Origin of the sequence: Hamadaea tsunoensis DSM 44101 (assembly GCF_000428945.1) — a bacterium.
Taxonomy (GTDB): Bacteria; Actinomycetota; Actinomycetes; order Mycobacteriales; family Micromonosporaceae; genus Hamadaea; species Hamadaea tsunoensis.
Genome location: NZ_AUAX01000035.1, coordinates 17,843 through 43,142, shown reverse-complemented (window position 1 = coordinate 43,142; position 25,300 = coordinate 17,843). Strand labels below are relative to the sequence as shown.

21 protein-coding genes are annotated in these 25,300 nt (G+C 70.3%); 14 read left to right on the top strand and 7 right to left on the bottom strand.

Translation table 11 applies throughout. The features are described 5' to 3' along the window. Window positions 1-10 precede the first annotated feature (10 nt). The 4 genes from G401_RS0134385 to G401_RS0134370 form a co-directional block, all read right to left on the bottom strand. The gene (locus G401_RS0134385) at window positions 11-1,417 is read right to left on the bottom strand and encodes a GH1 family beta-glucosidase (protein ID WP_027346062.1); all 1,407 of its coding nucleotides are present in this window, start codon (window positions 1,415-1,417) and stop codon (window positions 11-13) included. Continuing rightward, window positions 1,414-2,238, bottom strand: coding sequence for a carbohydrate ABC transporter permease (locus G401_RS0134380; protein ID WP_027346061.1), 825 nt, complete (start codon window positions 2,236-2,238; stop codon window positions 1,414-1,416). The genes G401_RS0134385 and G401_RS0134380 overlap by 4 nt, the downstream gene beginning before the upstream one ends. A 68-nt stretch (window positions 2,239-2,306) precedes the next feature. Next, on the bottom strand, window positions 2,307-3,320 hold the full coding sequence (locus tag G401_RS50380) for a carbohydrate ABC transporter permease (protein WP_051367568.1): 1,014 nt from the start codon (window positions 3,318-3,320) through the stop codon (window positions 2,307-2,309). A gap of 74 nt (window positions 3,321-3,394) precedes the next feature. Further along, complete coding sequence (locus G401_RS0134370) at window positions 3,395-4,702, bottom strand: ABC transporter substrate-binding protein (RefSeq protein ID WP_027346060.1); 1,308 nt, start codon at window positions 4,700-4,702, stop codon at window positions 3,395-3,397. A 290-nt stretch (window positions 4,703-4,992) separates the two neighbouring features. Here G401_RS0134370 and G401_RS50375 point away from each other — a divergent pair, with 290 nt between their 5' ends. From G401_RS50375 to G401_RS0134325, 9 genes are all read left to right on the top strand, one after another. Beyond that, on the top strand, window positions 4,993-6,018 hold the full coding sequence (locus G401_RS50375) for a potassium channel family protein (protein ID WP_034594000.1): 1,026 nt from the start codon (window positions 4,993-4,995) through the stop codon (window positions 6,016-6,018). Between the two features lie 8 nt (window positions 6,019-6,026). Further along, window positions 6,027-6,689 (top strand): dihydrofolate reductase family protein, encoded by a 663-nt coding sequence (locus G401_RS0134360; protein ID WP_245601959.1) that lies wholly within the window; start codon window positions 6,027-6,029, stop codon window positions 6,687-6,689. A 99-nt stretch (window positions 6,690-6,788) separates the two neighbouring features. After that, entirely contained in the window at window positions 6,789-7,280 is a 492-nt protein-coding gene (locus G401_RS0134355) for a SigE family RNA polymerase sigma factor (RefSeq protein WP_245601958.1), read from the top strand. After that, a complete protein-coding gene (locus G401_RS0134350) occupies window positions 7,280-8,332 on the top strand; it encodes a hypothetical protein (protein ID WP_027346058.1) in 1,053 nt (350 codons plus the stop codon). The genes G401_RS0134355 and G401_RS0134350 overlap by 1 nt, the downstream gene beginning before the upstream one ends. A gap of 116 nt (window positions 8,333-8,448) precedes the next feature. Next, the gene (locus G401_RS0134345; RefSeq protein WP_027346057.1) at window positions 8,449-10,230 is read left to right on the top strand and encodes an ATP-binding protein; all 1,782 of its coding nucleotides are present in this window, start codon (window positions 8,449-8,451) and stop codon (window positions 10,228-10,230) included. A gap of 28 nt (window positions 10,231-10,258) precedes the next feature. Continuing rightward, a complete protein-coding gene (locus G401_RS0134340; protein WP_027346056.1) occupies window positions 10,259-11,398 on the top strand; it encodes an exonuclease SbcCD subunit D in 1,140 nt (379 codons plus the stop codon). Continuing rightward, the gene (locus tag G401_RS0134335) at window positions 11,399-13,879 is read left to right on the top strand and encodes an AAA family ATPase (RefSeq protein ID WP_027346055.1); all 2,481 of its coding nucleotides are present in this window, start codon (window positions 11,399-11,401) and stop codon (window positions 13,877-13,879) included. A gap of 10 nt (window positions 13,880-13,889) precedes the next feature. Further along, window positions 13,890-14,837 (top strand): hypothetical protein, encoded by a 948-nt coding sequence (locus G401_RS0134330; RefSeq protein WP_027346054.1) that lies wholly within the window; start codon window positions 13,890-13,892, stop codon window positions 14,835-14,837. 62 nt (window positions 14,838-14,899) lie between these two features. Beyond that, window positions 14,900-15,799, top strand: a complete 900-nt coding sequence (locus G401_RS0134325) for a DNA-3-methyladenine glycosylase family protein (protein ID WP_027346053.1) — start codon at window positions 14,900-14,902, stop codon at window positions 15,797-15,799. 892 nt (window positions 15,800-16,691) lie between these two features. Here G401_RS0134325 and G401_RS58455 read toward each other — a convergent pair. Further along, window positions 16,692-18,674 (bottom strand): glycosyl hydrolase family 18 protein, encoded by a 1,983-nt coding sequence (locus G401_RS58455; RefSeq protein ID WP_064741923.1) that lies wholly within the window; start codon window positions 18,672-18,674, stop codon window positions 16,692-16,694. A gap of 288 nt (window positions 18,675-18,962) precedes the next feature. On the opposite strand from G401_RS58455, the gene G401_RS0134315 reads away from it, so the two are divergent. Together G401_RS0134315 and G401_RS0134310 are read left to right on the top strand one after the other, a co-directional pair. Next, a complete protein-coding gene (locus G401_RS0134315) occupies window positions 18,963-20,039 on the top strand; it encodes an ATP-dependent DNA ligase (RefSeq protein WP_027346052.1) in 1,077 nt (358 codons plus the stop codon). A gap of 39 nt (window positions 20,040-20,078) precedes the next feature. Beyond that, entirely contained in the window at window positions 20,079-21,584 is a 1,506-nt protein-coding gene (locus tag G401_RS0134310; RefSeq protein WP_027346051.1) for an alpha/beta hydrolase, read from the top strand. Between the two features lie 13 nt (window positions 21,585-21,597). On the opposite strand, the gene ligD is transcribed toward G401_RS0134310, so the two are convergent. Then, a complete protein-coding gene (ligD, locus tag G401_RS0134305) occupies window positions 21,598-22,605 on the bottom strand; it encodes a non-homologous end-joining DNA ligase (protein ID WP_027346050.1) in 1,008 nt (335 codons plus the stop codon). A 29-nt stretch (window positions 22,606-22,634) separates the two neighbouring features. On the opposite strand from ligD, the gene msrB reads away from it, so the two are divergent. Continuing rightward, a complete protein-coding gene (gene msrB / locus G401_RS0134300) occupies window positions 22,635-23,057 on the top strand; it encodes a peptide-methionine (R)-S-oxide reductase MsrB (protein ID WP_027346049.1) in 423 nt (140 codons plus the stop codon). 80 nt (window positions 23,058-23,137) lie between these two features. Continuing rightward, window positions 23,138-23,383 carry a hypothetical protein gene (locus G401_RS0134295; protein ID WP_027346048.1) on the top strand — a complete coding sequence of 82 codons (246 nt, stop codon included), beginning with the start codon at window positions 23,138-23,140 and terminating at the stop codon, window positions 23,381-23,383. A 16-nt stretch (window positions 23,384-23,399) separates the two neighbouring features. Here the strand turns inward: G401_RS0134295 and G401_RS0134290 are convergent, their stop codons facing one another. After that, window positions 23,400-23,771 (bottom strand): STAS domain-containing protein, encoded by a 372-nt coding sequence (locus G401_RS0134290; RefSeq protein WP_027346047.1) that lies wholly within the window; start codon window positions 23,769-23,771, stop codon window positions 23,400-23,402. Between the two features lie 230 nt (window positions 23,772-24,001). Between G401_RS0134290 and G401_RS50365 the strand changes: the two genes are divergently transcribed. Next, complete coding sequence (locus G401_RS50365) at window positions 24,002-25,291, top strand: PP2C family protein-serine/threonine phosphatase (protein ID WP_084557933.1); 1,290 nt, start codon at window positions 24,002-24,004, stop codon at window positions 25,289-25,291. Window positions 25,292-25,300 lie beyond the last annotated feature (9 nt).

Below are 25,300 nucleotides of genomic sequence, written 5' to 3'. Positions count from 1 at the left end.
CCTGTGAACTCTACTTCCCGGTATCCGGTGCTGTGATCAAGGCGTTGTTCCTGATCACGTCGGCGTACCAGGAGAAGCTCGCCTTCGGCGTGCGTACCTGGGTGGCGTAGTCGACGTGGACCAGTCCGAACCGCTTCTCGTAGCCCCACGCCCATTCGAAATTGTCCATGAGCGACCAGGCGAAGTACCCCCGCAGAGGTACGCCGTCCGCCGCCATCTGGGCGCATTCGCGCAGGTGCAGGTCGTAGTACGCGATCCGGTCGGGGTCGGCGACCTGGCCGTCGGCGCCCACCTCGTCCGCGTACGCGGCCCCGTTCTCGGTGATGTAGAGCGGGATCGGGCCGTACTCGGCGTGCACCCGCTCCAGCAGCGCGGTCAGGCCGGGCGCGTCGATCTCCCAGCCCATCTGCGTCACCGGCAGGCCTCGGGTGTGGAACTGGACCTTGTCGCTGCCCGGCCACGCCCCGCTGTGCGAGTCGTGGAAGCCCTCGTCGTCCTCGGGTCCGCTGACGACGCTGCGGCTGTAGTAGTTCACGCCGAGGAAGTCGAGCGGAGCGGCGATGGTCGCCAGGTCACCGTCCTGGATGAAGGACAGGTCGGTCAGCCCGGCCACGTCCCGCGCCACGTCGGCCGGGAACTCGCCCTTGAAGATCGGGTCGAGGAACACCCGGTTGCCGATGCCGTCGATGCGGCGTACCGCGTCCTGGTCGGCGGCCGAGTCCGTCTTGGCCAGCAGCGAGTGCAGGTTCAGCGTGACACCCACCTGCGCGCCCGGATCGGCCGCGCGGATCGCCCGCACCGCGAGGCCGTGCGCGAGGTTCAGGTGGTGCACCGCCGCGAGGGCGTCCGCGCCGTTCGTGCGGCCCGGCGCGTGGTGGCCGTTGCCATAGCCGAGGTACGCGGTGCACCACGGCTCGTTGAGCGTGATCCAGTGCCGGACCCGGTCGCCCAGGGCGGCGTGCGTGATCTCGGCGTACTCGGCGAAGCGCTCGGCGACCTCCCGCGACGGCCAGCCGCCGAGGTCCTCCAGGGCCTGCGGCAGGTCCCAGTGGTAGAGCGTCACCCACGGCTGGATGCCGTTGGCGAGCAGCTCGTCCACGAGGCGGGAGTAGAAGTCGAGGCCGGCCTGGTTGGCCGGGCCCCGGCCGTCCGGCTGGATGCGCGGCCACGCCGTGCTGAACCGGTACGCCTTGAGCCCGAGCTTGGCCATGAGGGCGACGTCCTCGGCGACTCGGTGGTAGTGATCGTCGGCCACGTCTCCGGTGTCACCGTTGACCGTCCGGCCGGGAGTGTGGCTGAACGTGTCCCAGATCGACGGGCCGCGGCCGTCTTCGGCGACGGCCCCCTCGATCTGGTAGGACGCGGTGGCCGCACCCCACAGGAAGTCGGCCGGGAAGGTCCGGTTGTCGCTGGTCACGCCTTGAGTGCACCTTCCATGATGCCGCCGATGATCTGGCGGCCGAAAACGATGAACACGATGAACATCGGCAGGATGGACAGCAGCGTACCCGCGAACACCTGCGCATAGTCGTTGTAGTAGCCGGTCGACAGCAATTTGAGCGAAATCTGGACTGTCGGGTTGGACGGGTCGTTCATGGCCAGGGACGCCCAGAAGAACTCGTTCCACTGCGCCATGAAAGTGAACAGCGCGAGCACCGCGATGGCCGGCCGCAGGGCCGGCAGGACCACGCTCCAGTAGATGCGGAACGTGTTGCAGCCGTCGACGCGGGCCGCCTCGATCAGCTCGTCCGGCACCGACTGCGTGACGTACTGCCGCATCATGAACACGCCGAAGCCGTTGACCAGGAACGGCACCGTGACGGCCGGCAGCCGGCCGGTCCAGCCCAGGTCGTTCATGAGCATGTACAGCGGCACGACGCCGAGCTGCGCCGGGACCATCATCGTGATGAGGATGGCCAGCATGAACTTGTTGCGGCCGCGGAAGCGCAGCTTGCCGAAGGCGAACCCGGCCAGGGTCGAGAAGAACACCACGGACACGGTCACCATCAGCGACGACAGCGCCGAGTTCATCATGCCGGTGAGGAACTGCGCGTTCTCGTTGTTGAGCAGGCGCGACATGTTCGACCCGAGGTTGCCGCCCGGCGTGAGCGGCGGCGGGATGCTGGCGACGGTGTCGTTCGTCCGCGTCGCGACCACGATCATGTAGTACAGCGGGAACACCGACATGGCCACGGTCGCGATGATCATGACGTAGGTGAGCGGCGTCGCGGCGAACATGTCCCGTCCGCGACGCTTGGGCGCCGGCGGGGTCGGCGTCGACCTGGGCGTACGCACGGCGGTCGTGGTCATCGCGTACCTCCGCGCTTCTTGCTCGACTTCTTGTCGGAGCGCTCCAGCCGGGAGGTGATCAGGTAGTTGATCCCGGCGAAGATCATGATGAGCAGGAACAGCAGCCAGGCCACGGCGGCCATGTCACCGAACTGGAACCGTCCGAAGAACTGCTCCATCAGGTACATCGTCACCGTCTGCGACTGGCGCAGCGTTCCACCGAGGAACGGGTTCGTGCCGCCGTTGAACAGCAGCGGCTCGGCGTACAGCTGGAGGCCGCCGATGGTCGAGATGATCACCGTGAAGATGATCGTGGGCCGCAGCATGGGAACCGTCAGGGTCCAGAACTGCCGCCGCGACGAGGCGCCGTCGAGCGAGGCCGACTCGTAGATGTCCTTCGGGATGGACTGCATGGCGGCCAGGTAGATCAACGCGTTGTAGCCGATCCAGCGCCAGTCGACCATCGTGGACACCGCGATCCAGGACGACCACTTGTACGCCTGCCACTCGAACGGCTGCACGCCGAAGAAGTGCAGGATCCAGTTTATGAAGCCGAAGTCCCGGCCGAACAGCTGGCTGAAGACGATGGAGACGGCCGCGACCGACGTGATGTTCGGGATGAGCACACCCATCCGCCAGAACGTGCGGCCCCGCATCCGCTTGTTGAGCGCGTTCGCCAGGACGAGCGCGAGCAGCAGCTGGGGGATCGTCGACAGCACGAAGATGCCGACCGTGTTGTAGACGGCGTTCCAGAAGTCCGAGTCGGACAGGATCTTCGTGAAGTTGTCGAGCCCGACGAACGTGTGGGTGTCGGCGCCGACCTCCCAGTGGTGCAGCGCGACCCAGGCCGTGTAAACGAGCGGGTACGCGCCGAAGATCCCGAAGAGGATGAAGAACGGGGCGATGTAGAGGTACGGCGAAGCCTTCGTGTCCAGCTTGCTGAACCGCCCCCAGCCCGGCCGCGGAAGCTCGCGGTCCGCCGGGCGCCGGTCCGAACGCGTCGGCCGGGGTGCCGTGGTCGGCAGGGTCATTGGAACTACTCCCAAGGTAGCTGTGCGCCGGTACGCGGCTTGCCCCGCGTACCGGCGCCCTGCGTGAAACCTGGTTACGCGGCGGCCTTCTTGCCGTCCGCGACAGCCGCGGCCCAGGCGGCGTCCGCCTGGCGCGTACCCTGCTCGACGGTGCGCAGCGCGTTCTCGACCGCAGTGCGGACCGGAACGTTCTTGGCACCCAGGTAGACGGGCTTCAGCTGCTTCGCGCCGTCACCGAAGATCTGGCCGGTGGGGGCGTTGCTGAAGTACTCGTTCACAGCGGCCTTGACGGCCGGGTCGTCCAGCGCCTGCGGCGAGGAGGGCAGGTTGCCCTTCGACTTGAAGGCGGCGATCTGACCGGCCGGGCTGGTCAGGAACTTGGCCAGCTCAGCGGCCTCCTTCTGGTGCTTGCTCTGCTTCGGCACGCCGAGCCAGGAGCCGCCCCAGTTGCCACCGTTGCCCGGGACCTTGGCGATGTCCCACTTGCCCTTGCCGGCGTCGCCGTTCTGGGTGGTGATGTAGCCGGTCATCCAGGCGGGGCAGGCGATGGTCGCGAACTTGGCGTTCTTGAAGCCCGCGTTCCACTGGTCGGTCCACGCCTGCAGCTTCGCCGACAGGCCGGCGTTCAGGATCGCGACCGAGGTGTTCCAGGCCTTCTGGACGGCCGGGTTGCTGTCCGCGACGTAGTTGCCCTGCGGGTCGAAGTAGGTGTAGCCGGTGGTGTTGCCGGCCTCCTGCATCAGGATGGAGTTGTACGTGTTGGTGACGGCGTCGATGAAGCCCGCGTCCGGGACCTTCGACTTGAAGGTCTTGCCGACGTTGATGTAGTCGTCCCACGTGGGCCACAGCTTGGAGACGTCATCACGGTTGGTGGGCAGGCCCGCCTTGGCGAACAGGTCGGTGCGGTAGCACATGGCCATGCCGCCGACGTCGGTGCCGAGACCAATGATCTTGCCATCAGAGGTCGTGACAGCCTTCTGCTTCCAGTCGAGGAAGTTGCCCGCGAGGTCCTTGGCACCGTACTGGCCCAGGTCCGCGAAGTTCGAGGACTTGGCCATGATGTCGATGCTCATGCCCTCCTCGATCGCGATGACGTCCCCAAGGCCGCTGCCGGCCGCGAGGCGCTGCGTCACCTGCTGGGTGTAGTCACCCAGCTGGGAGCCCGTACCGCGCTCAACGATCTTGATGTTCGGGTGCTCCTGCATGTACTGCTTGTAGAGCTCCTCGTAACCGAAGTTACCGAACACGTCGACGTTCAACGTGATCTGCTCCGAGCCGGAGGACGACTTGTCCTTGCTGTCGCCGCAAGCCGTAAGGCCCAGGGCGGCCACGGCGAGAACAGCGGCCGCCGCGAGGGCACGGCGGCGCGGGGTTACGCCCATCGAAAGACCCCTCTCAGGTCGATGTCAGTGCAGGTGGGGGTGGATCCGCTCGCTGCTCGGAGTGGCGTGGACCACACAGCCGGGAGCGCTCCCATGAGATTGCCGTGAGGTTACATCGGTGTCAAGCGGCGGATGGGAGCGTTCCCAAGTTGTTACCCGGGTCGATACCGAGGTCACGCCTTCCGACCAGTGACGCCTCCGCCGACCGGTCCAATCGCGTACCGGCCGAACGGCGGCGACGCGCCTGTGAACTCGGCATGAATCGCCTATAGGCCGCATACAGTGTGGACATGGCGGAGGAGGGTACGCCCGAGGACACCGACCGGGGTGCGATCCGGCTGCCCGAGCGGGCTGTCACCCAGCCGCTGAAGCAGATCGGCCGCCGGGTCGGGTACGCGATCGCGATCCTCATCCTGGTCGTCTTCGTCGTCATGCTCGACCGCAATGGCTACAAGGACGCCAACCACGACCGGCTGACCTGGCTGGGCGCCCTGTACTACGCGACCGTGACCCTGTCGACGACCGGCTACGGCGACATCGTCCCGGTCAGCGACGCCGCCCGGATCACCAACATCGTGCTGATCACGCCGCTGCGGGTGGCCTTCCTGGCCGTCCTGGTCGGCACCACGTTCGAGGTGCTCACCCGGCGTACGCGCGACCAACTGCGGCGCAACCGCTGGAGGCAGCAATTGAGCGGGCACACGATCGTGGTCGGCTACGGCACCAAGGGCTTCACGGCGATCAAGACGCTGCTGGAGCACGGGCACACGCCGGCCGAGTTCGTCGTCGTCGACACCCACACGGCCAGGGTCGACGAGGCCAACCACGACGGGTTCGCCGGCGTACTCGGGGACGCGACGAGAGGTGCGGTGCTGCGGAAGGCGGCGGTCGAGACGGCCGACAAGGTCATCGTCGCGACCGACCGGGACGACACGGCCGTCCTCGTCGCCCTGACCGTCCGCCAGCTGAACACCAGGTGCACGGTCGTGGCCGCCATCCGGCAGGCCGAGAACGAGCCGCTCCTGCTGCGCTCCGGGGTGGACGCGGTGATCACGTCGTCCGAGGCCGCCGGCCGGCTGCTGGGCGTGGCCGCCCGCTCCCCCGCGATCAGCGAGGTCTTCAACGACCTGCTCATCCACGGCGAGGGACTCGACCTCATCGAACGTCCCGTCGCCGCGACCGAGGTCGGCCGCTCCGTACGCGACTGCCCCGAACCCGTGATCGCGGTCCTGCGCGACGGGCACGCCCTGCCGTACGGCCGGGTCCAGAGCCTTCGGGAGGGCGACCGGCTCGTCCTCGTCACCAGCCCGCGATAATTCCGTCCGTGATCGACGAGTGGCTGCTGGCCCGGTATCCGCGTACGCCGGGGGTGCGGATCAACTTTGTGACCAGCGTCGACGGGGCGGCCGCCGTGGACGGGCTGTCCACCGCCCTGTCCAGCCCGGCCGACAAGGAGGTCTTCCGGCTGCTGCGGATGACCTGCGACGCGCTGCTCGTCGGGGCCGGGACGTTCCGGCAGGAGGCGTACCGGCCGTTGACCCTGGACGCGGCGCGACGGGAGTGGCGCGTCGGCGCGGGGCTCTCGGCGTACCCGAGGCTGGTGGTCTTCTCGAACCGCCTGGACCTGGATCCGGGACATCCGGCGCTGGCGTCCGCGCCGGTGCGGCCCTTGATCGTGACGCGGGCGGCGCCGGCCGGCCATCCGCTGGCGGGCGTGGCCGATCTGGTCGGCACCGAGGAGCCGGTCGCGGCGCTGCGGCAACTGGGGCTGACCCATCTGCTGTGCGAGGGCGGACCCGGGCTGACCGGGTGGCTGACCGCGCGGGACGAGGTGGACGAGGTGTGCCTGACGCTCGCGCCGCTGCTCGCGGGGCCGGGCGCGCCCCGGCTGGTCACCGGGCAGCAGCATGCCGCCCGGGGATTGCGGCTGGTACACGCGCTGCCGGCCGAGGGGGCGCTGCTCCTGCGGTACCGGCGTTCGCGCTGAGGTCCCGCCGGTCGCGGGCCCGCGGAAAATCGGGTCGGCGCCGGGCAACCTATCTCCGGGCCGGGTCGTAATATCGGCGACCCCTGAGGAGAGATGCCGGTGTCCGACTCGACTTTCGAGGACTTCGTGGCGACTCGCTCGCCGCGCCTTCTGCGAACAGCCTTCCTGCTGACTCATGACTGGGCCCTCGCCGAGGACCTCCTGCAGACCGCCCTGGTCCGGGCCTGGGGCGCCTGGAAGCGCATCGACGCCGATCCCGAGCCCTACGTGCGGGCGATCCTGGTCAACACCTATGCGACCTGGTGGCGGCGCCGATGGCGCAACGAACGGCCGACCGAGACCCTGCCGGAGGCCGCCGTCGCCGACCGGACCGCCCAGGTCGACACCCGTGACCAGGTGTGGCAGGCGCTGGGCCGGCTGCCGCGGCGGCAGCGCGCGGTGCTGGTGCTGCGCTACTTCGAGGAACTGTCCGAGGCCGAGATCGCCGAGACGCTCGGCGTCTCGCTCGGCACGGTCAAGAGCCAGGCCGCCCGCGCCCTGGCCAAGCTGCGGGTCGACGACGCGTTCGCGCTGGAAGGAGTGCTGAAGTGATGGACCTCAAGGAGCTCATGGAGCAGCGCTCCGCCGGCGCGCCGTCGCTCGACGGGCTGCGGATGATCTCGGTACGCGCGCGGATCGTGCGGCGCCGGCGCCGCCTCGCCGCCAGCGCGGTCGCCGCCGTCGCCGCGGTCGCCGTCCTGGTCACCGGCCTGATCATCGGCACGCCGGCCCACCGGTCCGCGCCCACGCCGGCGGCCACACCGTCCCCCAGGACGATCAACGGCTTCCCCGAGTACGCGAGCGGAGCGCGCGTGATCGCGTCGGGCCGGCAGGCGTACTCGGCGGGGCCGCTGACGCTGACGTGGACGCCGACTTCGACATCGAACGAGATCACGATCTTCCATTCCTGCTCGTTCCACGCGCCGGAGGGCACCCAGCTCTTCCTGAAGGTCAAGCTCAACGGCCGGGGGTTCGCCGGATTCAGCTGCAGCGACGGCGGCGACGGCAGCACCGGGCGGTGGAAGGTCGACGAATGGTCGAAGTACGGGGTGGTGCTCGGCACGCCGGCCACGCTGACCGTCACCGCCGACAAGGCCGCGACGTTCCGGAACGGACCGACACCCGGCAGCTCGCCCATCGCCGTACCGGACGACGCCGTGATCGGCGTGGCGGTGGGCGAGTCGGTGGCCTTCGACGAGTACCCGCTGCCGCCACGGCCGAGCGTACTGCCCTCGCTGGAGATCCCGGTGGGCACCCATCACGGCGACGACCTCCGCAACCTGGACGACGATCTGTTCACCAGCGCCGACGACGTCACCGCGCCGATCACCCGGCAGATCATCTGGACCGGATCGTTCGATCTGACGATGGGCTCGGCCACCCCCGGCATCCTGCGGGCGACGGTCGACGGCGTCGAGGTGGACACCTGCTCGTTCTGGCTCTACAGCCAGCAGAGCTGCGGGATCACGCTGACCGCCGCCGGACCGGACGTGGGCGGCACGACCTTCCCCGGACTGCGGGAGAAGGCGGGGCAGGTCGTCACCCTGACGATCACCCCCGAGCACGTCACCGGCCCGTGGGGCGTACGCGTGACGCCGTTCTGAGATGAACCTCTATTGAGAGTTTCCGCTGCCCGGCGGGGTGGTCCGGTGTCGCCAAAACGACTCGGCACGCCCCGCCGGCCCGGTCTTGTCGCAGGTTGGCACTAGGGTCTTGTCTCGTGAGCTTCCCCGCGCGCACCCCCAGCAACGACGCATCTCCGGGCACGCCGGTCGGGCGCGTGCTCGGAACGCAGGACGCGAGCCCGCTGACCTTCTGGGTCGCCGTGGGCTCCGACGCGTACCTGCAGCTCGACGACGTCGTGGTCACCCAGCGCGAGCTGCCCGACCGCGGCACGGTCACCATCTCCGGCGTCGTGACCTCCGTGCGTGCCCGGCACGAGGGCGCCGCGTTCGAGTCCGACGTCTTCGCCATCGCCGACGGCATGCTGCCCGCGATGGTCCAGGAGGCCGCCGAGATCACGGTCACCCGGGTCGAACCCGAGGTCTACGTGCCGCCGGCGCCGGGCGCGGTCGCGTACCGGGCCGAGGGCGAGACCCGCGACGCGGCGCTCAGCTTCGACCGGATGCGCCGCCGCCTGCCCATCGGCACCGGTCGCGACGGCGCGCCGCTCTACCTGAACGCCGACTTCCTGGACGGCAGCCGGGGCGCGCACGTCAGCATCTCCGGCATCTCGGGCGTCGCGACGAAGACGAGCTTCGCCACCTTCCTGCTCTATTCGATCTTCAATTCGGGTGTGCTCGGCTCGAAGGCGGAATCGGCCAACACCAAGGCGCTGATCTTCAACGTCAAAGGTGAGGACCTCCTCTTCCTCGACCACGAGAACAACCGGCTGGACGCGCCGACGCGGGAGGCGTACCACAAGCTCGGCCTGGACGCCGGCGCCTTCAAGCAGGTCACGGTGTTCGCGCCGGCGCGGGCCGGCGACCCCTCCGGCAGCCCGGACGTGGCGAGCCGGCTGACCGGCGTGGACCCCTTCTACTGGACCCTGGCCGAGTTCGCCGAGCAGCGCCTGCTGCCCTACGTCTTCGCCGACGCCGACGACGAGCGCCAGCAGTACACGATGGTCGTGCACGCGGTCACCGCGCACCTCGCCCGCGAGGCGCTGCCCGCGGGCGGCGCGCTGAGCATCGGCGGCCGCCGGCTCGGCAGCTACGACGATTTCGTGGACTACGTGGTCGAGCAGCTCAACGACGACGAGACGCGGTCCGGCTGGACCGGCAGCGCGGTCGGCCTGGGCACGGTCAACGCCTTCGCGCGGCGGCTGATCGCCAGCAAGCGCGACCTCGGCCGGCTCATCCGGGGCGACCTGCCGGGCGGGCGTGCGCACCAGATCAGCACCGCCGAGGCGGGCCAGGTCACCGTCGTCGACCTGCACAACCTGCCGGACCGCGCGCAGCGGTTCGTCGTCGGCGTCACGCTGAAGACCGAGTTCGAGCGCAAGGAGAAGGCGGGCACCGCCAAGCCGCTGCTCTTCGTCGTCCTCGACGAGCTCAACAAGTACGCGCCGCGCGACGGCTCCAGCCCGATCAAGGAAGTGCTGCTCGACATCGCCGAGCGGGGCCGGTCCCTCGGCGTGATCCTGATCGGCGCCCAGCAGACCGCGTCCGAAGTGGAGCGCCGCATCGTCTCCAACTCCGCGGTCCGCGTCGTCGGCCGGCTCGACCCCGCCGAGGCGTCCCGCCCCGAATACGGGTTCCTCCCGCCGACCCAACGGCAGCGGGCGCTGCTGGCCAAGCCGGGCACGATGTTCGTGGCGCAGCCGGAGATCCCGGTGCCGCTGGCGGTCGAGTTCCCGTTCCCGGCGTGGGCGACGCGACCGTCCGAGGCGGGCGCGGCCCCGCGGGCGACGCTGGCCAGCATGGTCAGCGCGACCGACCCGTTCACCGTGGTCGGCGCGGCCCGCGACGGCGGCATCTCCGACGACGACATCCCGTTCTGATCCACAGCGACCCCGGGAGGCTTCCGGCGTGAAGATCCTGCACACCTCCGACTGGCACGTCGGGAAGGTCCTCAAGGGACAGTCCCGGTCGGACGAGCAGCTGGCCGCGCTGTTCGCGGTGATCGGCGTGGCCCGCGAGGAGCGGCCCGACCTGATCATCGTGGCCGGCGACCTCTTCGACACCGCCGCACCGACGCCCGAGGCGCAGAAGGTCGTCTACCGGGCGCTGGCGGCGCTGCGGCAGGTCGCCGAGGTGATCGTGATCGCCGGCAACCACGACAACGGCCCGGCCCTCGACGCGCTGCGGGTCTTCGCCGAGACCGAGAACCTGCACCTGCGCGGCCGGGTCTCGGACAAGCCGGACGACCACCTCATCACCGGGGTCACGCCGGGCGGCGAGCCGTGGCGGTGCATCGCCCTGCCCTTCCTCTCCCAGCGGTACGCGGTCCGCGCGCTGGACATGTTCGAGCTGACCCAGGCCGAGGCCCACAGCACCTACGCCGACCACCTCGCCCGGCTGCTGTCGGCGATCGCGGCCGAGGGCTTCTCCGACCCGGCCGCGGTGAACCTCGTGACCGCGCACCTGACGGTCGTCGGCGCGGCGATGGGCGGCGGCGAGCGGGAGGCCCACACCATCCTCGGGTACGCCGTCCCCACCACCGTCTTCCCGTCGAACACGCATTACGTGGCGCTGGGCCACCTGCACCGGGCGCAGACGATGCCCGGCGCGTGCCCGGTGCGCTACAGCGGCAGCCCGATCGCGATCGACTTCGGCGAGGGCGAGAACGAGCCGTCGGTGACGGTCGTCGAGGCGACCGCCGACACGACGGCCCTCGTCCGGGCCGTGCCGCTGCCGGTGACGACGCGTCTGCGTACCGTCCGGGGGACGCTGGAGGAGCTGGCCTCGCTGGAGCCGGGCGAGGACTGGCTGCGCGTGATCGTGCAGGAGAAGCCGCACGCCGGGCTGCGGGAGAAGGTGCAGGAGATGCTGCCGCGCGCGCTGGAGATCCGGGTCGACCCCGCCCTGCTGGACGGGGACAAGCCGAGCCGGACGACGCGCGCCGAGCGCTCTCCCACCGATCTCTTCGCCGACTACCTGCGCGACCGGGGCCACGACGATCCCGCGACGCAGCGCCTGTTCGAGCAGCTGTACCAGGAGGTGAGCTGAGTGCGCCCGCTCCGGCTGGACCTGCGGGGGTTCACGGTCTTCCGGGAGCCGACGGTCGTCGACCTGACCGACGCGGACTTCTTCGCGCTCGTCGGGCCGACCGGCGCCGGCAAGTCGACGCTGCTCGACGCGATCTGCTTCGCGCTCTACGGCCAGGTGCCGCGGTGGAGCGGCAAGACGGTGGCGAACGCGCTGGCTCCGTCCAGTGTGGAGGCGGCCGTTCGAATGATCTTCGAGTCCGGCGGCCGCCGGTACGCGGTGAGCCGGGTCGTGCGCCGCGACGGCAAGGGCCGGGTCGCGACCAAGCACGCGGGTCTGCAGCTGCTGCCGAACAACTTCAATCCGGCCTCCCTCGACGGCGGCGAGCCGATCGACGAGCTGGGCCAGATCCTCGCCGGTACGCCGAACGAGCTCGACGGCGCCGTGGTGGACGTGGTCGGCCTGCCCTACGACCAGTTCATCAAGTGCATCCTGCTGCCGCAGGGCGAGTTCGCGGCGTTCCTGCACGCCAAGCCGGCCGAGCGCCAGGAGATCCTGGTCAAGCTGCTCGGGCTGGAGGTCTACGACAAGATCCGGGAGAAGGCCGCCGAGCGCGAGAAGGCCGCCGTCAACCAGCTGGCGGCGACGGAGCGCGTCCTGGCCGAGGCGACCGAGGAGTCCTCGGACGAGCGGCTGGCCGACGCGGAGGACCGGGTCACCGCCGTCCGCGACCTCGCCGACCGGCTGGCGGCCGAGGCGCCGCGGCTCACGGCGCTGGACGCGCGCCGGCAGGCCGCCGTGGAGAAGCTCGCCACCCTGGACGGCCAGCTGGCCGCGCTCGGCCGGATCCGGCCGGACGCCGGAGCGGTCAACCTCGCGGGGGCCGCCGACGAGGCCCGGCAACGGGTGTCGGCCGCGGCCGAGGTGCTGACCGCCGCCGAGGAGGCCGAGGAGAAGGCGAGGGCGCGGCTGGCGACCACCGCGGACCCGGCCGAGACCCAGGCTTTCGTGAAGTCGCGGCAGGATCTCGCCGCCGGTCTGGCCCGGCAGAAGCAGGGCGCCGCCGCGCTCGCGAAGGCACAGGAGGAGCACGACACCGCCGTCCGCGACCTGGACCGGGTCCGGGGTGTGGCGGACAGCGCGGCCACCGCCCTCGGCCACGCTCAGCAGGTGCTCGAGGACGCCCGCAACACCGACCGGGTCGCCGTCCTGCGCCCGCTGCTGCATGCCGGCGAGGCGTGCATGGTCTGCGAGCAGATCGTCACGACCCTGCCGCAGCAGCGGTCGGTCGGCGCCACCGTCGCCGCCCAGGACCGCCTGAAGCAGGCTCGGGCGGCGGCGGAGAAGGCGGAGGCGGCGCGCGGCGAACGCGACCAGGCCGCCCGCGAGACCGACCGCCGGCTCGCCTCCGTGCGCGCCAAGGTCGAGGAACTGGCCCAGCAGGTGGCCCGGATCCAGGAGGCGCTCGCGACCGCGCCCAGCGACGAGGAGCTGGCCGCGCGCCTGGCGGTACGACGCGAAGCCGAAACCGATCTCGAACGATCCACAGTGGAACGCAAGCAGGCTGCCGAGCGGCAGCGGGCGGCCCAGACGCAGCTGCAGCGCGCCGAGGATCAGCTGCGCTCGGCCTGGCGGGTGTTCGACGCCGCCCGCGACACGGTCGCCCCGATCGGCACTCCGCCGCCGGTCGAGCGCGACGATCTGCGGGTCGCGTGGCAGGTGCTGGCCGACTGGGCGGCCACGACCGCCGGGAAGGTCGGCGCCGACCGGGCCGCCGCCGAGCAGGCTGTGGCCGAGGCCAGCCGCACCGAACAGGAACTGCTGGCCAAGGTCGCCGAATGGTTCCGGATCGCCGAGGTCATGATGCCGAAGGAGATCGCCGGCCTGGAGAAGGCGGTCACCATCGCGGTCGAGCGGGCGGCGGCGGGGCGGGAACGCGTACTGGACGCGCGGCGGCGGGCCGACGATCTCCGTCAGCAGCGCGCCGCCGTGGAGGCCGACAAGGTCGTCGCGGCCATGCTCGCCCAGCACCTCAAGGCCAACAACTTCGAGGCCTGGCTGCTGGAGGAGGCCCTCGACGCGCTGGTCCTCGGCGCCTCGACGATCCTGCAGGAGCTGTCCGGCGGCCAGTACGACCTCGTGCACCGGGCGCGGGAGTTCTACGTCGTCGACCACCACGACGCCGGGCTGACCCGCGCCGTGCGTACGCTCTCCGGCGGCGAGACGTTCCAGGCCTCCCTGGCGCTCGCGCTCGCCCTCGCCGACCAGCTGGCCGGCCTGGCGCACACGGCCAGCCTCGAATCCATCCTCCTGGACGAGGGGTTCGGCACGCTCGACTCCGCCACGCTGGACACGGTGGCGGCCACCCTGGAGAACCTCGCGGCCCGCGGCGACCGGATGGTCGGCGTCGTCACCCACGTCGCGGCGCTGGCCGAACGCATACCTGTCCGCTTCGAGGTACGCAAAGACGGCCGGTCCGCCCGAGTTGACAGGATCGGGTAGAAATCTGGCCATGAGCTTCCACGTCGATGCCTGGGACCCGTCGTACGGCGCGAGCCTCGACGCGGCCCCGGGCAGCCCCGCCGACGGACTCGACGTCGACGTGGAGCTGCCCGCGAGCGAGTGGCGCCCGCTCAGCGCGCCGGCCGGCCTCACCCCGCCGGCCACCGTCCTCATGGTCGACGGCGTACGCCGGATCGACGCACGTATCTGGACGGCCGGCTCCGGCGGCCTGCCGCCCTACCCCGGACTGGCCTGTTCGTACGCGGCCGGCGTGGTCCGCTGCACCGCCACCGGGGCCCAGGTCGCGGCGGCACAGGTCGAGCGGACCATCTTCACCGCCGCCCGGGACCAGTCCGATGTGGCGGCCGCCGGCGGCTCGATCCGCTACACGGCCAGGCTCATCGAGGGCGCCCAGGACGCCGATCTGATGGCCGCGGCGCAGTCCGCGCTGATGCACCTGGAGCAGCAGACCACCGCGGACGTCCTCACCACGCTGGCCGACGGCGGCGACGAGCTGATCGTGGTCGACGGCCCGCTCCGGGGACCGGGCGCACCCCCACGCGTCCTCGGTTACGCCAAGACGCAGCAGAAGCAGTACCTGCCCGACCACCTGCTCCCGGTCGTCAGCGAGCTCGCGCCCGGGCAGCGTACGCCGGTGTTCCGGATCGGCGGCCGCTGGACGCGCTACACCTGGTACCTGCGCCAGCCCGGCGGGATGGCGATCCCCTGGTCGGGCGTCGTGCGGGTCGAATGCTCGGCCGAGCTGTCCCCGCAGGCCGCGATCGACCTGGCCCACCTGTCCTGCGCGACCCTCCCCCGGTACGCGTCGAGCGTCGTCAAGGATCCGCGGGCACCTCAGCAGCTCATCCCGATCGGCGGCCTGGAACAGCGGCTGCGCCGGATGCTCGGCGACACCAAGCTCCTCCAGCGGGCACTGGTGAGCGCCTCGGCCCGCTAGAGTCCCGTCTCCTGGACCACGGATGATCCGGAAGACGGGCCCAGGGGAGCCGCCCAGGCACAATGGTCGGCATGCACCGGCTGACCAGGACCATCGAGCTGCCGGCGAGGTACGACTTCGCCGGCTCGCTCGGCCAGCTGTCCCTCGGCCGGCATGACCCGTCCGTCCGGTTCATCGACGGCGTCTTCTGGCTCGCCGGGCGTACGCCGTCCGGGCCCGGATCGCTCGGCCTGCACCCGGACGGGACCGCGGAAGCGTACGGGGACGGGGCGGAGTGGTTCCTCGACCGGGCGGACGCCGTCTACGGGCTCCGCGACGACCTCACCGCCTTCGCCGAGCTGGCCGCCGCCCATCCGCTCGTCGCCGACCTCGCCCGCCGGCACGCCGGGCTCCGGCTGCCCGCCACGGGCCTCGTCTTCCCGCACGTCCTGCGGGCCATATGCGAGCAGAAGGTCACCGGGAAGGAGGCGTACCAGGCGTACTCGGCGATCGTCCGCAAGTTCCGGGAGTCCGCGCCCGGTCCGCACGCGTCCCTCCTCCTGCCGCCGCATCAGGAGCAGGTGGCGGCGTTGCGGTACTACGACTTCCACCCGCTCGGCCTCGAACAGAAGCGCGCCGACACCGTCCTGCGCGTCGCCCGGCAGCCCTGGCCGCTGCGCGAACGCGTACAGACCGAGCAACGCCTCCTCGCCGTGCACGGCATCGGGGTGTGGACGACGGCCGAGGTGCTGCGCAACGCGTACGGCGATCCGGACGCGGTCAGCGTCGGGGACTACCACCTCAAGAACCAGGTCGCTTGGGCGCTCGCGGGCGAACCACGCGCCACCGACGAGCGGATGCTCGAACTCCTGGAGCCCTTCCGAGGTCACCGCGGCCGCGTCTGCCAACTCCTGCTCCGCGAGGGCATCGGCGCGCCACGGTTCGGCCCCCGCATGCCGATCCGGTCGTTCAAGTCGTTCTAATAAAGATCCGTGAGAGCATTTTGTCCCGGGTTCGTCGATCTCACCTCCGCTCCTCGCGCGGGAGACCGCTCCGGCCCCGCCAAACCCGGGCGGGACCTCCACTGCCAGGTTTGTGGGGCGAAGCATCATCCACCGCGGCCCGGTCACCCTCTCACCCCAACCCCCACCGGACTTTGTCCCGACTGTCCAACTTGTGCGGCCGCCCGCCCGGTCGGGCGGGTGATCGATTACGGCTGAGGTGCAGAACAGCCGCCTCCCGCATGATCGTTTACGGTTCCGGAGCGCACTGACCGGCTATTGCTACACCTGACCCGCAAACGATCATGCAGATCGGGCCAGAATTACACCCCAGCCGCAAACGATCAAGAAACCCAGGCCCGGCGCCCACATGACGGAAGACCGTTCCCGCATCCCGGACCACCCGGGACGGCCTGACGGCTTGGGCATGATCCACAGCGGCCGAGATGTAAAAACGCACCCGCACCCAAGATCCACAGCGGGCGGATGTAGAAAACCAGCCCGAATCGACATCCCAGCCGCAATGGATCGAGAGAACAGCCCCGAAAACTACATCCCCGCCGCGAACGGTCACCAGCAAGCCGACCCACCCAACCACCATTTCGGACAGTCGCGACAAAGGCCGGGGCGGGGTTCGGGGTAAACGGTGACCGGACGACGGTGAACGATGCTTCGCCCCACTGTGCTGGCAGTGGAGTCCCCGGAGCGCAGCGATAGGGGCGCAACGGTCTCCCGCGGGAGGAGCGGAAGTGAGATCGACGAACCCGGGACAAAATCTTTAAAAAGATCTTGAATTTGATCTTGAGGTGCGGAAAGGCCGGCGCCCCATGGGAGAGAGCGCCGGCCTTCGTCTCAGAGAGTTTGTTTCAGAGAATCAGCTGATGAGCTGCCAGAGGGCCGGGACGTTCGGCGGTTCCCAGCCGACCAGCGAGGTGTGCGGCTGGAGGCACTTGTAGGTGTGCCCGCCGTACGTGACCAGGTCACCCGCCGCGTACGCGTGGTTCGCGGTCCAGGCCGGGTAGGACCCGGTCGTGGACGGCGACGGGGACGCGGACTTGGACGGGCTGACCGACGGGGACGGCGAGGCCGACCGCGACGGGGACGCCGAGGGAGACGCCGACGGGGACGTCGTCGGGCCGCACGGGCCGTTGTCCGTCCACGGCTTGCCGTCGCCGACGTTCAGGTCGGGCTGGTTGCCCTGCGTCCACCACTTCGCGGTGTACTGGTGGCCGTTGTAGGACACCACCGCACCGCCGTTGTACGCCGTCGCCGCCACCCAGGCCGCCGCCGTGCAGCCGCTGGTCGGGGACGTGGACGGGCTGGGGCTCGCCGAGCGGCTGGCCGAGGCCGAGGCCGACGGGGAGGCGGACGCCGAGGTCGAGGCGGACGGACTGGAGGACGGTCCGACGCAACCGGGCGTCGCGGCGTTGACGGAGTTGACGACCGCGTTGAACAGGGTCTGGCCCGGGTCGCCGGCTTCCAGCGAGTACATCATGGCGCCGCCGAGACCCTGGCAGTGCGCGTAGTCCGCGCGGGCCTTGATGGACTGCGCGTTGTCGCCCGACCAGAAGGTCGTCCCGTCGTAGAAGTACGCCGACTTCGTCGCGTCGTCCCAGTACGTGTACGAGGGGTTGTCGACGAATCCGGTGAGTTCCTTGTAGAACGAGACGCCCGCGACGCTGCCCGAGAGCGGGTGCCCTGCCGCGCCACCCGTCGCGGACTGGTAGAGGCCGTGGTTCGACCCCGCCGGTACGCCGGTCCAGCCGCGGTAGTACAGCGGGTACCCGACGGTCAGCTTGGCCGGTGGGAAGCCGCCCGCGATGCCGTACGACGAGTCGCCGGCGGTCCACGCCTTCACGGCGGCGTCCACACTGTACTTCCCGCTGCCCGGCGGGACCGGGGTCATCGGGTCGTTGGCCACGGTGTAGAGCGGGGCCTGGTGGTTGGTCGGGCCGGTCGCGTCCCACGCGCCATGCATGTCGTACGTCATGGCGTTGGCGTAGTCGAGGTAGTTGCCGACCTTGTTCGTCTCGATGTGCATGATCTTGTCCTGGCCGGCCGGCACCGCGGCGGTCAGGTACATCTTCTTGCCGACCGAGGCGCCGTACGCGTCGAGCTGCGTACGGAACTCCTGCAGCAGCAGCGTGTAGTTCTGCATGTCGGCGGCGGCGTAGTGGTTGCCGGTGTGCCCGGGCGCGCCCGGGTACTCCCAGTCGATGTCGATGCCGTCGAAGATCCCGGCACCCGAGCCCGTGCCGCCGTAGCCGCCCTGGACCGGCAGGTTGCCCTTGATGAACATGTCGATGCAGGACGACACGAGCTTCTGCCGCGACGCCGCGGTGGCCGCCGCGTCCGAGAAGTACTTCGAGTACGTCCAGCCGCCGATGGACAGCTGGATCTTCAGGTTCGGGTACTTCACCTTCAGCTTCTTCAGCTGGTTGAAGTTGCCGACGATCGGCTGGTTGTACACGTCCGCGACGCCGTCGACGCTGATGTCGGCACCGTAGGACTTCTGGTAGTCCGCGAACGCGTCACCGGCGTTGTCGCCCGCGTTCGGGTTGTTCTCGTCCTGCGAAGCCGCCGAGGTGGCCTCGAAGCAGGACAGTGTCGTCGGGCTGATGTTCTCGAAGGCGTACACGAGGAAGTCGAGCTTGCCGGCAACACCCGAGGTGTCGAGGTTCTTCGGGTAGTACGCGTTGCCGTAGACGCCCCACTGCGTGAAGTACGCGAACTTGGCGCCGCCGCTGCTCGCCGCGGCCTGGGCCGGGGCGGAGACGGCGGTAGCGGCGAGGATTCCGGCCCCCGCCGTGACGAGTGCCGCCACCGCGGCGGCGAGACTTGCGCGTTTGTAGATCACTTGCACTCTCCTGCGCGTCGCTGATCCCTGTCCGCGGCCGTACGCTGTGGCGTCCGGCGCGTCTTGCGCTGTCCCCCCGCGGTTCGCCCGCCCGCCGTCCACGCCGACCGGCAGGACGGTGAGCTGGCTCACCCATGGATGAAGTTATAAGTAAACTTTCCTAAAAGCACAAGAGTCTCGATCATTTCGGGACCATGAAGGCACATTCGTCGTTCTCTCACGCGCCCCGTGAGCAGGTGATCCGCGTGGGGCGAGCGGGATGTCAGGGGGCGGTGGAAGACTTGCCGCATGAAGCTTCCGCTCGACATCTCACTGGAACCCATGCTGGCCACGGCCGTGCCGGCGATCCCGGAGGACCCGGGGATGAGCTACGAGCCCAAGTGGGACGGCTTCCGCTGCATCGTCTTCCGCGACGGGGACGAGGTCGAGCTGGCCAGCCGCGGCGGCAAGACCCTGACGCGCTACTTCCCCGAGGTCGTCGACCAGGCGCTCGCGCAGCTGCCCGAGCGCAGCGTCATCGACTGCGAGCTGATCGTGGTCCGGCGCGACCCGGGCGTCCTGCCCAAGCTCGACTTCGAGCTGCTCGCACAGCGCATCCATCCGGCCGCCAGCCGCGTACAGAAGCTCGCCGTCGAGACGCCCGCCGAGATCGTCGCGTTCGACCTGCTCGCGCTCGGCGACGAGGACCTGACCGGGCTCCCCTTCCCACAGCGCCGCGCCCGCCTCGCCGAGGCCCTCGCGCAGGTGAAGCCCCCCGTGCACCTCACCCCGGTCACGACGGACGCGGCCACCGCGCACCGGTGGTTCGAGGAGTTCGAGGGCGCCGGGCTCGACGGCCTCATCGCCAAGCCCGCCGACCTGCTCTACGTGCCGGGCAAGCGGCTCATGAAAAAGATCAAGCACGCGCGTACGCTCGACGCGGTCGTGGCCGGTTTCCGCTGGCACAAGTCCGGTCCGGTGGTCGGCTCGCTGCTGCTCGGCCTCTACGACGACGGCGTACTGCACTCGATCGGGGTCACCTCGGCGTTCAGCGTCGCGCGCCGGTCGGAACTGCTCGACGAGATCGCCGCGTACCGGGATCCGGCGGAGCATCCGTGGAACGAGCCGGTGGCCGGCCAGCGCATCCCCGCCGCCCCGAACCGCTGGAACTCCGGCAAGGACACCTCGTTCGAGCGCCTGGAGCCCAAGCTGGTCGTCGAGGTCGGGTTCGACGCGATGGAGGGCGACCGGCTGCGCCATCCCGGTCAGTTCCTGCGCTGGCGGCCCGACCGCGACCCGGCGTCGTGCACCTATGAGCAGCTCGAGCGCCCGATCCGGCTCGACGTCGCCGAGGTCCTCGCCGCCGGGGGTGAACCGGGCAAGTAGGCTCGAACCCGATCACAGCCGTCTGCCGGAGGGAAGACCATGCGAGTACGCCGGATGCTGATCCTGGCCATGGCGGCATTGCTGTCGGCCGCGTGCTTCCTGCCGCGCGGCCTCGGCGGCGGCGAGGGCGCGGCCCCGGCGGCCACCCAGGACGGCATGTGGACCCCCTGTTCCGATGTGGCGCAGGAGGTCTACCCGCACGTCTCCAAGAGCTTCCAGTTCCACTGCGCGAAGATCGACGTGCCGGCCGACTGGTCGAAGCCGGACGGCGAGAAGATCCAGATCTCGCTGATCCGGGCCCGGGTCGGCAGCCAGAAGGACCGCATCGGCTCCTTGCTGGTCAACCCGGGCGGCCCCGGCGGGTCCGGTGTGGACACCGCGGTGTACCTGACCAACGCGCTGCCGCTGGACGTGCTGCGCCGGTTCGATCTGATCGGGTTCGACCCGCGCGGCGTGGGCCGCTCGACGCCGATCAAGTGCATGTCCGACAGCGACCTGGACAAGCAGTTCGGCTACGACCCGGACCCGGTGAGCCAGGAGCTGTTCGACGGCCTCGTGTCGCTGACCAGGAAGATCGACGACGGCTGCCACGCCAAGTACGGGGACAAGCTCAAGAACTTCGGCACCGTGCAGGCCGCGAAGGACATGGACGCGATCCGCCAGGCCGTCGGCGACGACAAGCTCAACTACCTCGGCTACTCCTACGGCACCCTGCTCGGCGCCACGTACGCGCAGCTGTTCCCGACCAAGATCCGCGCGATGGTCCTGGACGGGGCGGTCGACCCGACGCAGACCTCGGTCGAGTCCGGCGAGTCGCAGGCCAAGGGCTTCGAGCGGGCGTTCACCAACTTCACCGACTGGTGCAAGGGGCACACCTCCTCGTGCCCGATCGCGCCCGACGCCCGCTCCGTCATCACGCAGCAGATCGACAAGGCGCGGACGAATCCGGTGGACGAGAAGGGGCGGCTGGCGACGTCCGGCTGGGTCTTCTACTCCGTGATCTCGGCGCTTTACACGAAGGAGCGCTGGTCCGACCTGGCCGACGCCATCGACGCCCTGCGCGACGGTGACGCCAGCCGGGTCTTCGACCTCGCCGACGAGTACGCCGAACGCTCCCCCGACGGCACGTACAGCAACCTGTTCGACGCCAACGCCGCCGTCAACTGCACCGACGACCCGCACCCGCCGACCGTCGACCAGGTACGCGACCTGCAGTCCCAGTGGCGCGGCAAGTACCCGATGTTCGGGGCCCCGCTCGCGGTCGGCTCGCTGACGTGCTCGCTGTGGCAGGGCGGCCACGATCCGGTGCCGACCGGCAAGGCCGTGGGCGCCCCGCCGATCGTGGTCGTCGGCACCAAGGGCGACCCCGCCACGCCCTACGAGCAGACGGCCGTCCTCGCGAACATGCTCGGCGTCGGACACGTGCTGACCTGGGAGGGTGAGGGGCACACGGCGTACCCGGCGACGCGATGCATCTCCGACGCGGTCAACAGCTACCTGATCGACCTCAAGGTGCCGGCCGAGGGGAAGACCTGCCCGGCCTGATCACTCCTCGACGTCACTCCTCGACGTTGCGCGCCCGCGAGGGCTGGACGCGCATGGGCTCACCGGGCATCTTGGGATAGTCCGGCGGGTAGGGCTGCTCGACCGGGTCCTTCTCCCACCAGTCCAGCAGCGTTTCCAGCCCCGCGGGCGCGTCGTCGAGGCCGGCCCAGGCGTCGCCGCGGCGGGCCAGCAGTTCCGGCACCGTGCGCAGATCGAAGTCGTCCGGGCCGACGTCGGGCAGTTCGTCCCAGGTGACCGGCGTACTGACGGTGGCGCGGGGGTTGGCTCGCAGGGAGTAGGGTGCCGCGATCGTGCGGTCCCGGCACATCTGGTTGAAGTCGATGAAGATCCGCTCGCCGCGCTCCTCCTTCCACCAGGCCATCGTGACCTTCTCCGGGTTGCGCCGTTCCAGCTCCCGGCCGAAGGCGATCACCGCATGCCGGGCGGCGATGAAGTCCCATTCCGGGCGGATGCGCACATAGAGGTGTACGCCGCGGCCGCCGGACGTCTTCGGCCACGCGGTCAGCCCGGCCTCGGCGAGCACCTCGCGGGCCTGGAGCGCGACCGCCACCGCGTCGCCGAAATCGGTGCCCGGCTGGGGGTCCAGGTCGATCCGCAGTTCGTCGGGGCGGTCGGTGTCCGCCTGGCGTACGGGCCAGGGGTGGAAGACGATGGTGCCCATCTGGGCCGCCCAGGCGAGGTGCGCCACCTCGGTCGGGCACAGCTCGGTCGCCTTGCGTCCACTCGGGAAGGTGATCTCGGCTGTCGTCAGCCAGTCCGGCGTCCCCCGCTCGGGTACGCGTTTCTGGTAGAACACCTCGCCGCCGATCCCCTCGGGGAAGCGCTGCAGGGTCGTCGGCCGGTTGCCGACCGCCCGCAGCATCGACTCGCCGACCGTCACGTAGTAGTCGAACACGTCCCGCTTGGTGAAACCGCGGTCCGGGAACATCACCTTGTCGGGGCTGGAGAGTTTGACGGATCTATTACCGATCTCGAACGTCTGTGCCTCGGCCTTGGGCATGCCCCGACGCTACCGCGTACCGTTCAGGTATGGACAAGATCTCCTCAGACACCACGCCGCCGGTGGAGCTGACCGAGGACGAGTGGCGGGTACGCCTCACGCCGGCGGAGTTCCGGGTCCTGCGCGAGGCCGGCACGGAACCCGCGTTCACCGGCGAGTACACCGACACGAAGACCAAGGGCGTCTACCGGTGCCGGGCGTGCGGCGCGGCGCTGTTCGAGAGCGACACGAAGTTCGACTCGCACTGCGGCTGGCCGTCGTTCTACGACCCGAAGGACGCCGCGGTGACCTTGCACACCGACCGCAGCTTCGGCATGACGCGGGTCGAGGTGCTGTGCGCGAACTGCGGCTCGCACCTGGGGCACGTGTTCGAGGGCGAGGGCTACCCGACCCCGACGGACCAGCGCTACTGCATCAACAGCATCAGCCTGCGGCTGGAGCCGGCCGAATAAGGTCACCATCGGTTGATCGGCCGGACATCGATCGACAGCCAACTGTTTTGGTTGTTAACAGATCGATATAACGTCATCTCATGATGAAGAAGATCGTGCGCGCGGCCGCGGTCGCGGTGCTCGCCGGGACGCTGCTCACGGCGCACGCCACCGCGGCACAGGCCGCGTACCGGCTGGCCGGCAACTACGGCTGGCCGGACCAGTGCTCCTACTACGGTCAGGCCGGAGTCGCCAACCACAACTGGACGCAGTGGTACTGCCAGACGGTCACCCCGGCCAACATGGCCCTGGGCTACCCGGGCAACTACAACCTCTGGGTGCAGTGAGCGCCGGGCCGGCCGTTCAGACGGCCGGCTCGGCCAGGCCCCGCGCGGCCGCGTCCACCGACTTGTAGACGCCCACCACCCGGTCGACCCCGGAGATCTGCAGCAGGCTCGCCAGCCGCTGCCGCGGTCCGGCCAGCACCAGGCGTACGCCCGCCTCCCTGGCCCCGCGGTGCAGGCCGACGATCGCGCCGAGCCCGGTCGAATCGCAGAAGGCCAGGCCGGCGACGTCGAGCACGAGGTCGATCTTGCCGTCGAGGCGCTCGGTGACCGCCTCCCGGAACGCCTTCACGGTCGCCAGGTCCAGCTCGCCGGCGACGGCAAGCACCACGACGTTCTCGTGCTCGGTGGTCGCGTCCTGGACGCGGAGATCGGAACCGGCGGCAGTCATGGTCTGGTTATAGCGCATGGTGCCCGACTCGTCACCGCCACCGGACCACGGCGTGGTCCATGTCGCCGGTACGCCTGCCCGGGCCGCCTGCCGAGCCGATGACGGTACGCGAGCCATGCTCTAGTCTTGGCCCGACATCCAGGCGGTCCCGGCCCGGCATCCAGGCCCGGGACGGCCGGGGCGACCACGGCACGCACGCCGGATCCGGCGGTGCACAGGGGAGGCGGGAGATGGTGCGATCACGCGACGCCGGATTCCCGCCGGCGGCCGCGGGACGTGCCGGGCTTCCGCCTGTGCCGAGCCAGGGCGCGGGTCACCAGGGCATCCCCGTCCAGCGGCCGGCCCCGGCGGACGAGCGCATTCTCGAAGTGCTGCTGGTCGAGGACGACGAGGGCGACTTCGTCATCGTCGAGGAGCTGCTGAAGGACGTGCCGGACCGCGTACGCCTGCGCTGGGCGCGGTCGCTGTCCGAGGCGCGGGAACTGCTCGACGGCGTCGACTGCGTCCTGCTGGATCTCGGGCTGCCCGACACCGTCGGCCTCGACGGCCTGCGCCGCCTGCACGAGCACGCGGTACGCGTACCCATCGTGGTGCTGACCGGGCTGAACGACGAGGCGCAGGGTGTCGCGGCGATGGGCTCCGGCGCGCAGGACTATCTCGTCAAGGGCACGGTGACCGGCCGGCTGCTCATCCGCACGATCCGGTACGCGATCCAGCGCAGCCACGTCGACGACGTGGAGTCTGCGCTGCTGGAGGAGCGGTTGCGGGCGGCGGAGAACGCGCGGCTGGAGCGCGGGCTGCTGCCCCGGCCGATCGTCGCCGATCCGCGGCTGGTGGTCGTCCCGCGCTACCAGCCGGGCGGCGGGCGGATGCTGCTCGGCGGGGACTTCTACGACGTGGTCGAGGACGCCGCCGGCGCGGTTCACATGATCATCGGCGATGTCGCCGGGCACGGGCCCGATCAGGCCGCGCTCGGTGTGGCCCTGCGCATCGCCTGGCGCGCCCTGGTGCTCGCCGGGCGGCCGGCCGCGGAGATCCTGGCGACGATGGACCGGGTGCTCAGCCACGAACGCCACGAGGACCTGCTGTTCGCGACGGTCTGCACGGCCTCGATCACGCCGGCCCGGGACGAGGTCTCGATCTTCGCCGCGGGACATCCCCCGCCGCTGCTCGCGACCCCGGACGGCTGGCGGCAGATCACGCTGTCGGGCGGGCCCGCGCTCGGGCTGCTCGACGACGCCTCGTGGCGGCCGACGCGGGTCGCGCTGCCGCCGGGCTGGCGGATGCTGCTGTTCACCGACGGCCTGATCGAAGGGCTCGACAGCGAGGCGTCCGGCGACCGCGAGCGGCTCGGCGTCGACGGCCTGCTGCGGCTGCTGCCGGCCGGCGCGGCCGACGCCGAGGCGCTCGACGCCCTCGTGGCCGCGGTCACCGAACGCAACGGCGGCCCGCTCACCGACGATCTCGCACTCCTGCTGATCGCCGCGAACCCGCCCGCCCCCTCCGGAGGATCCGCATGACCCAGCCGT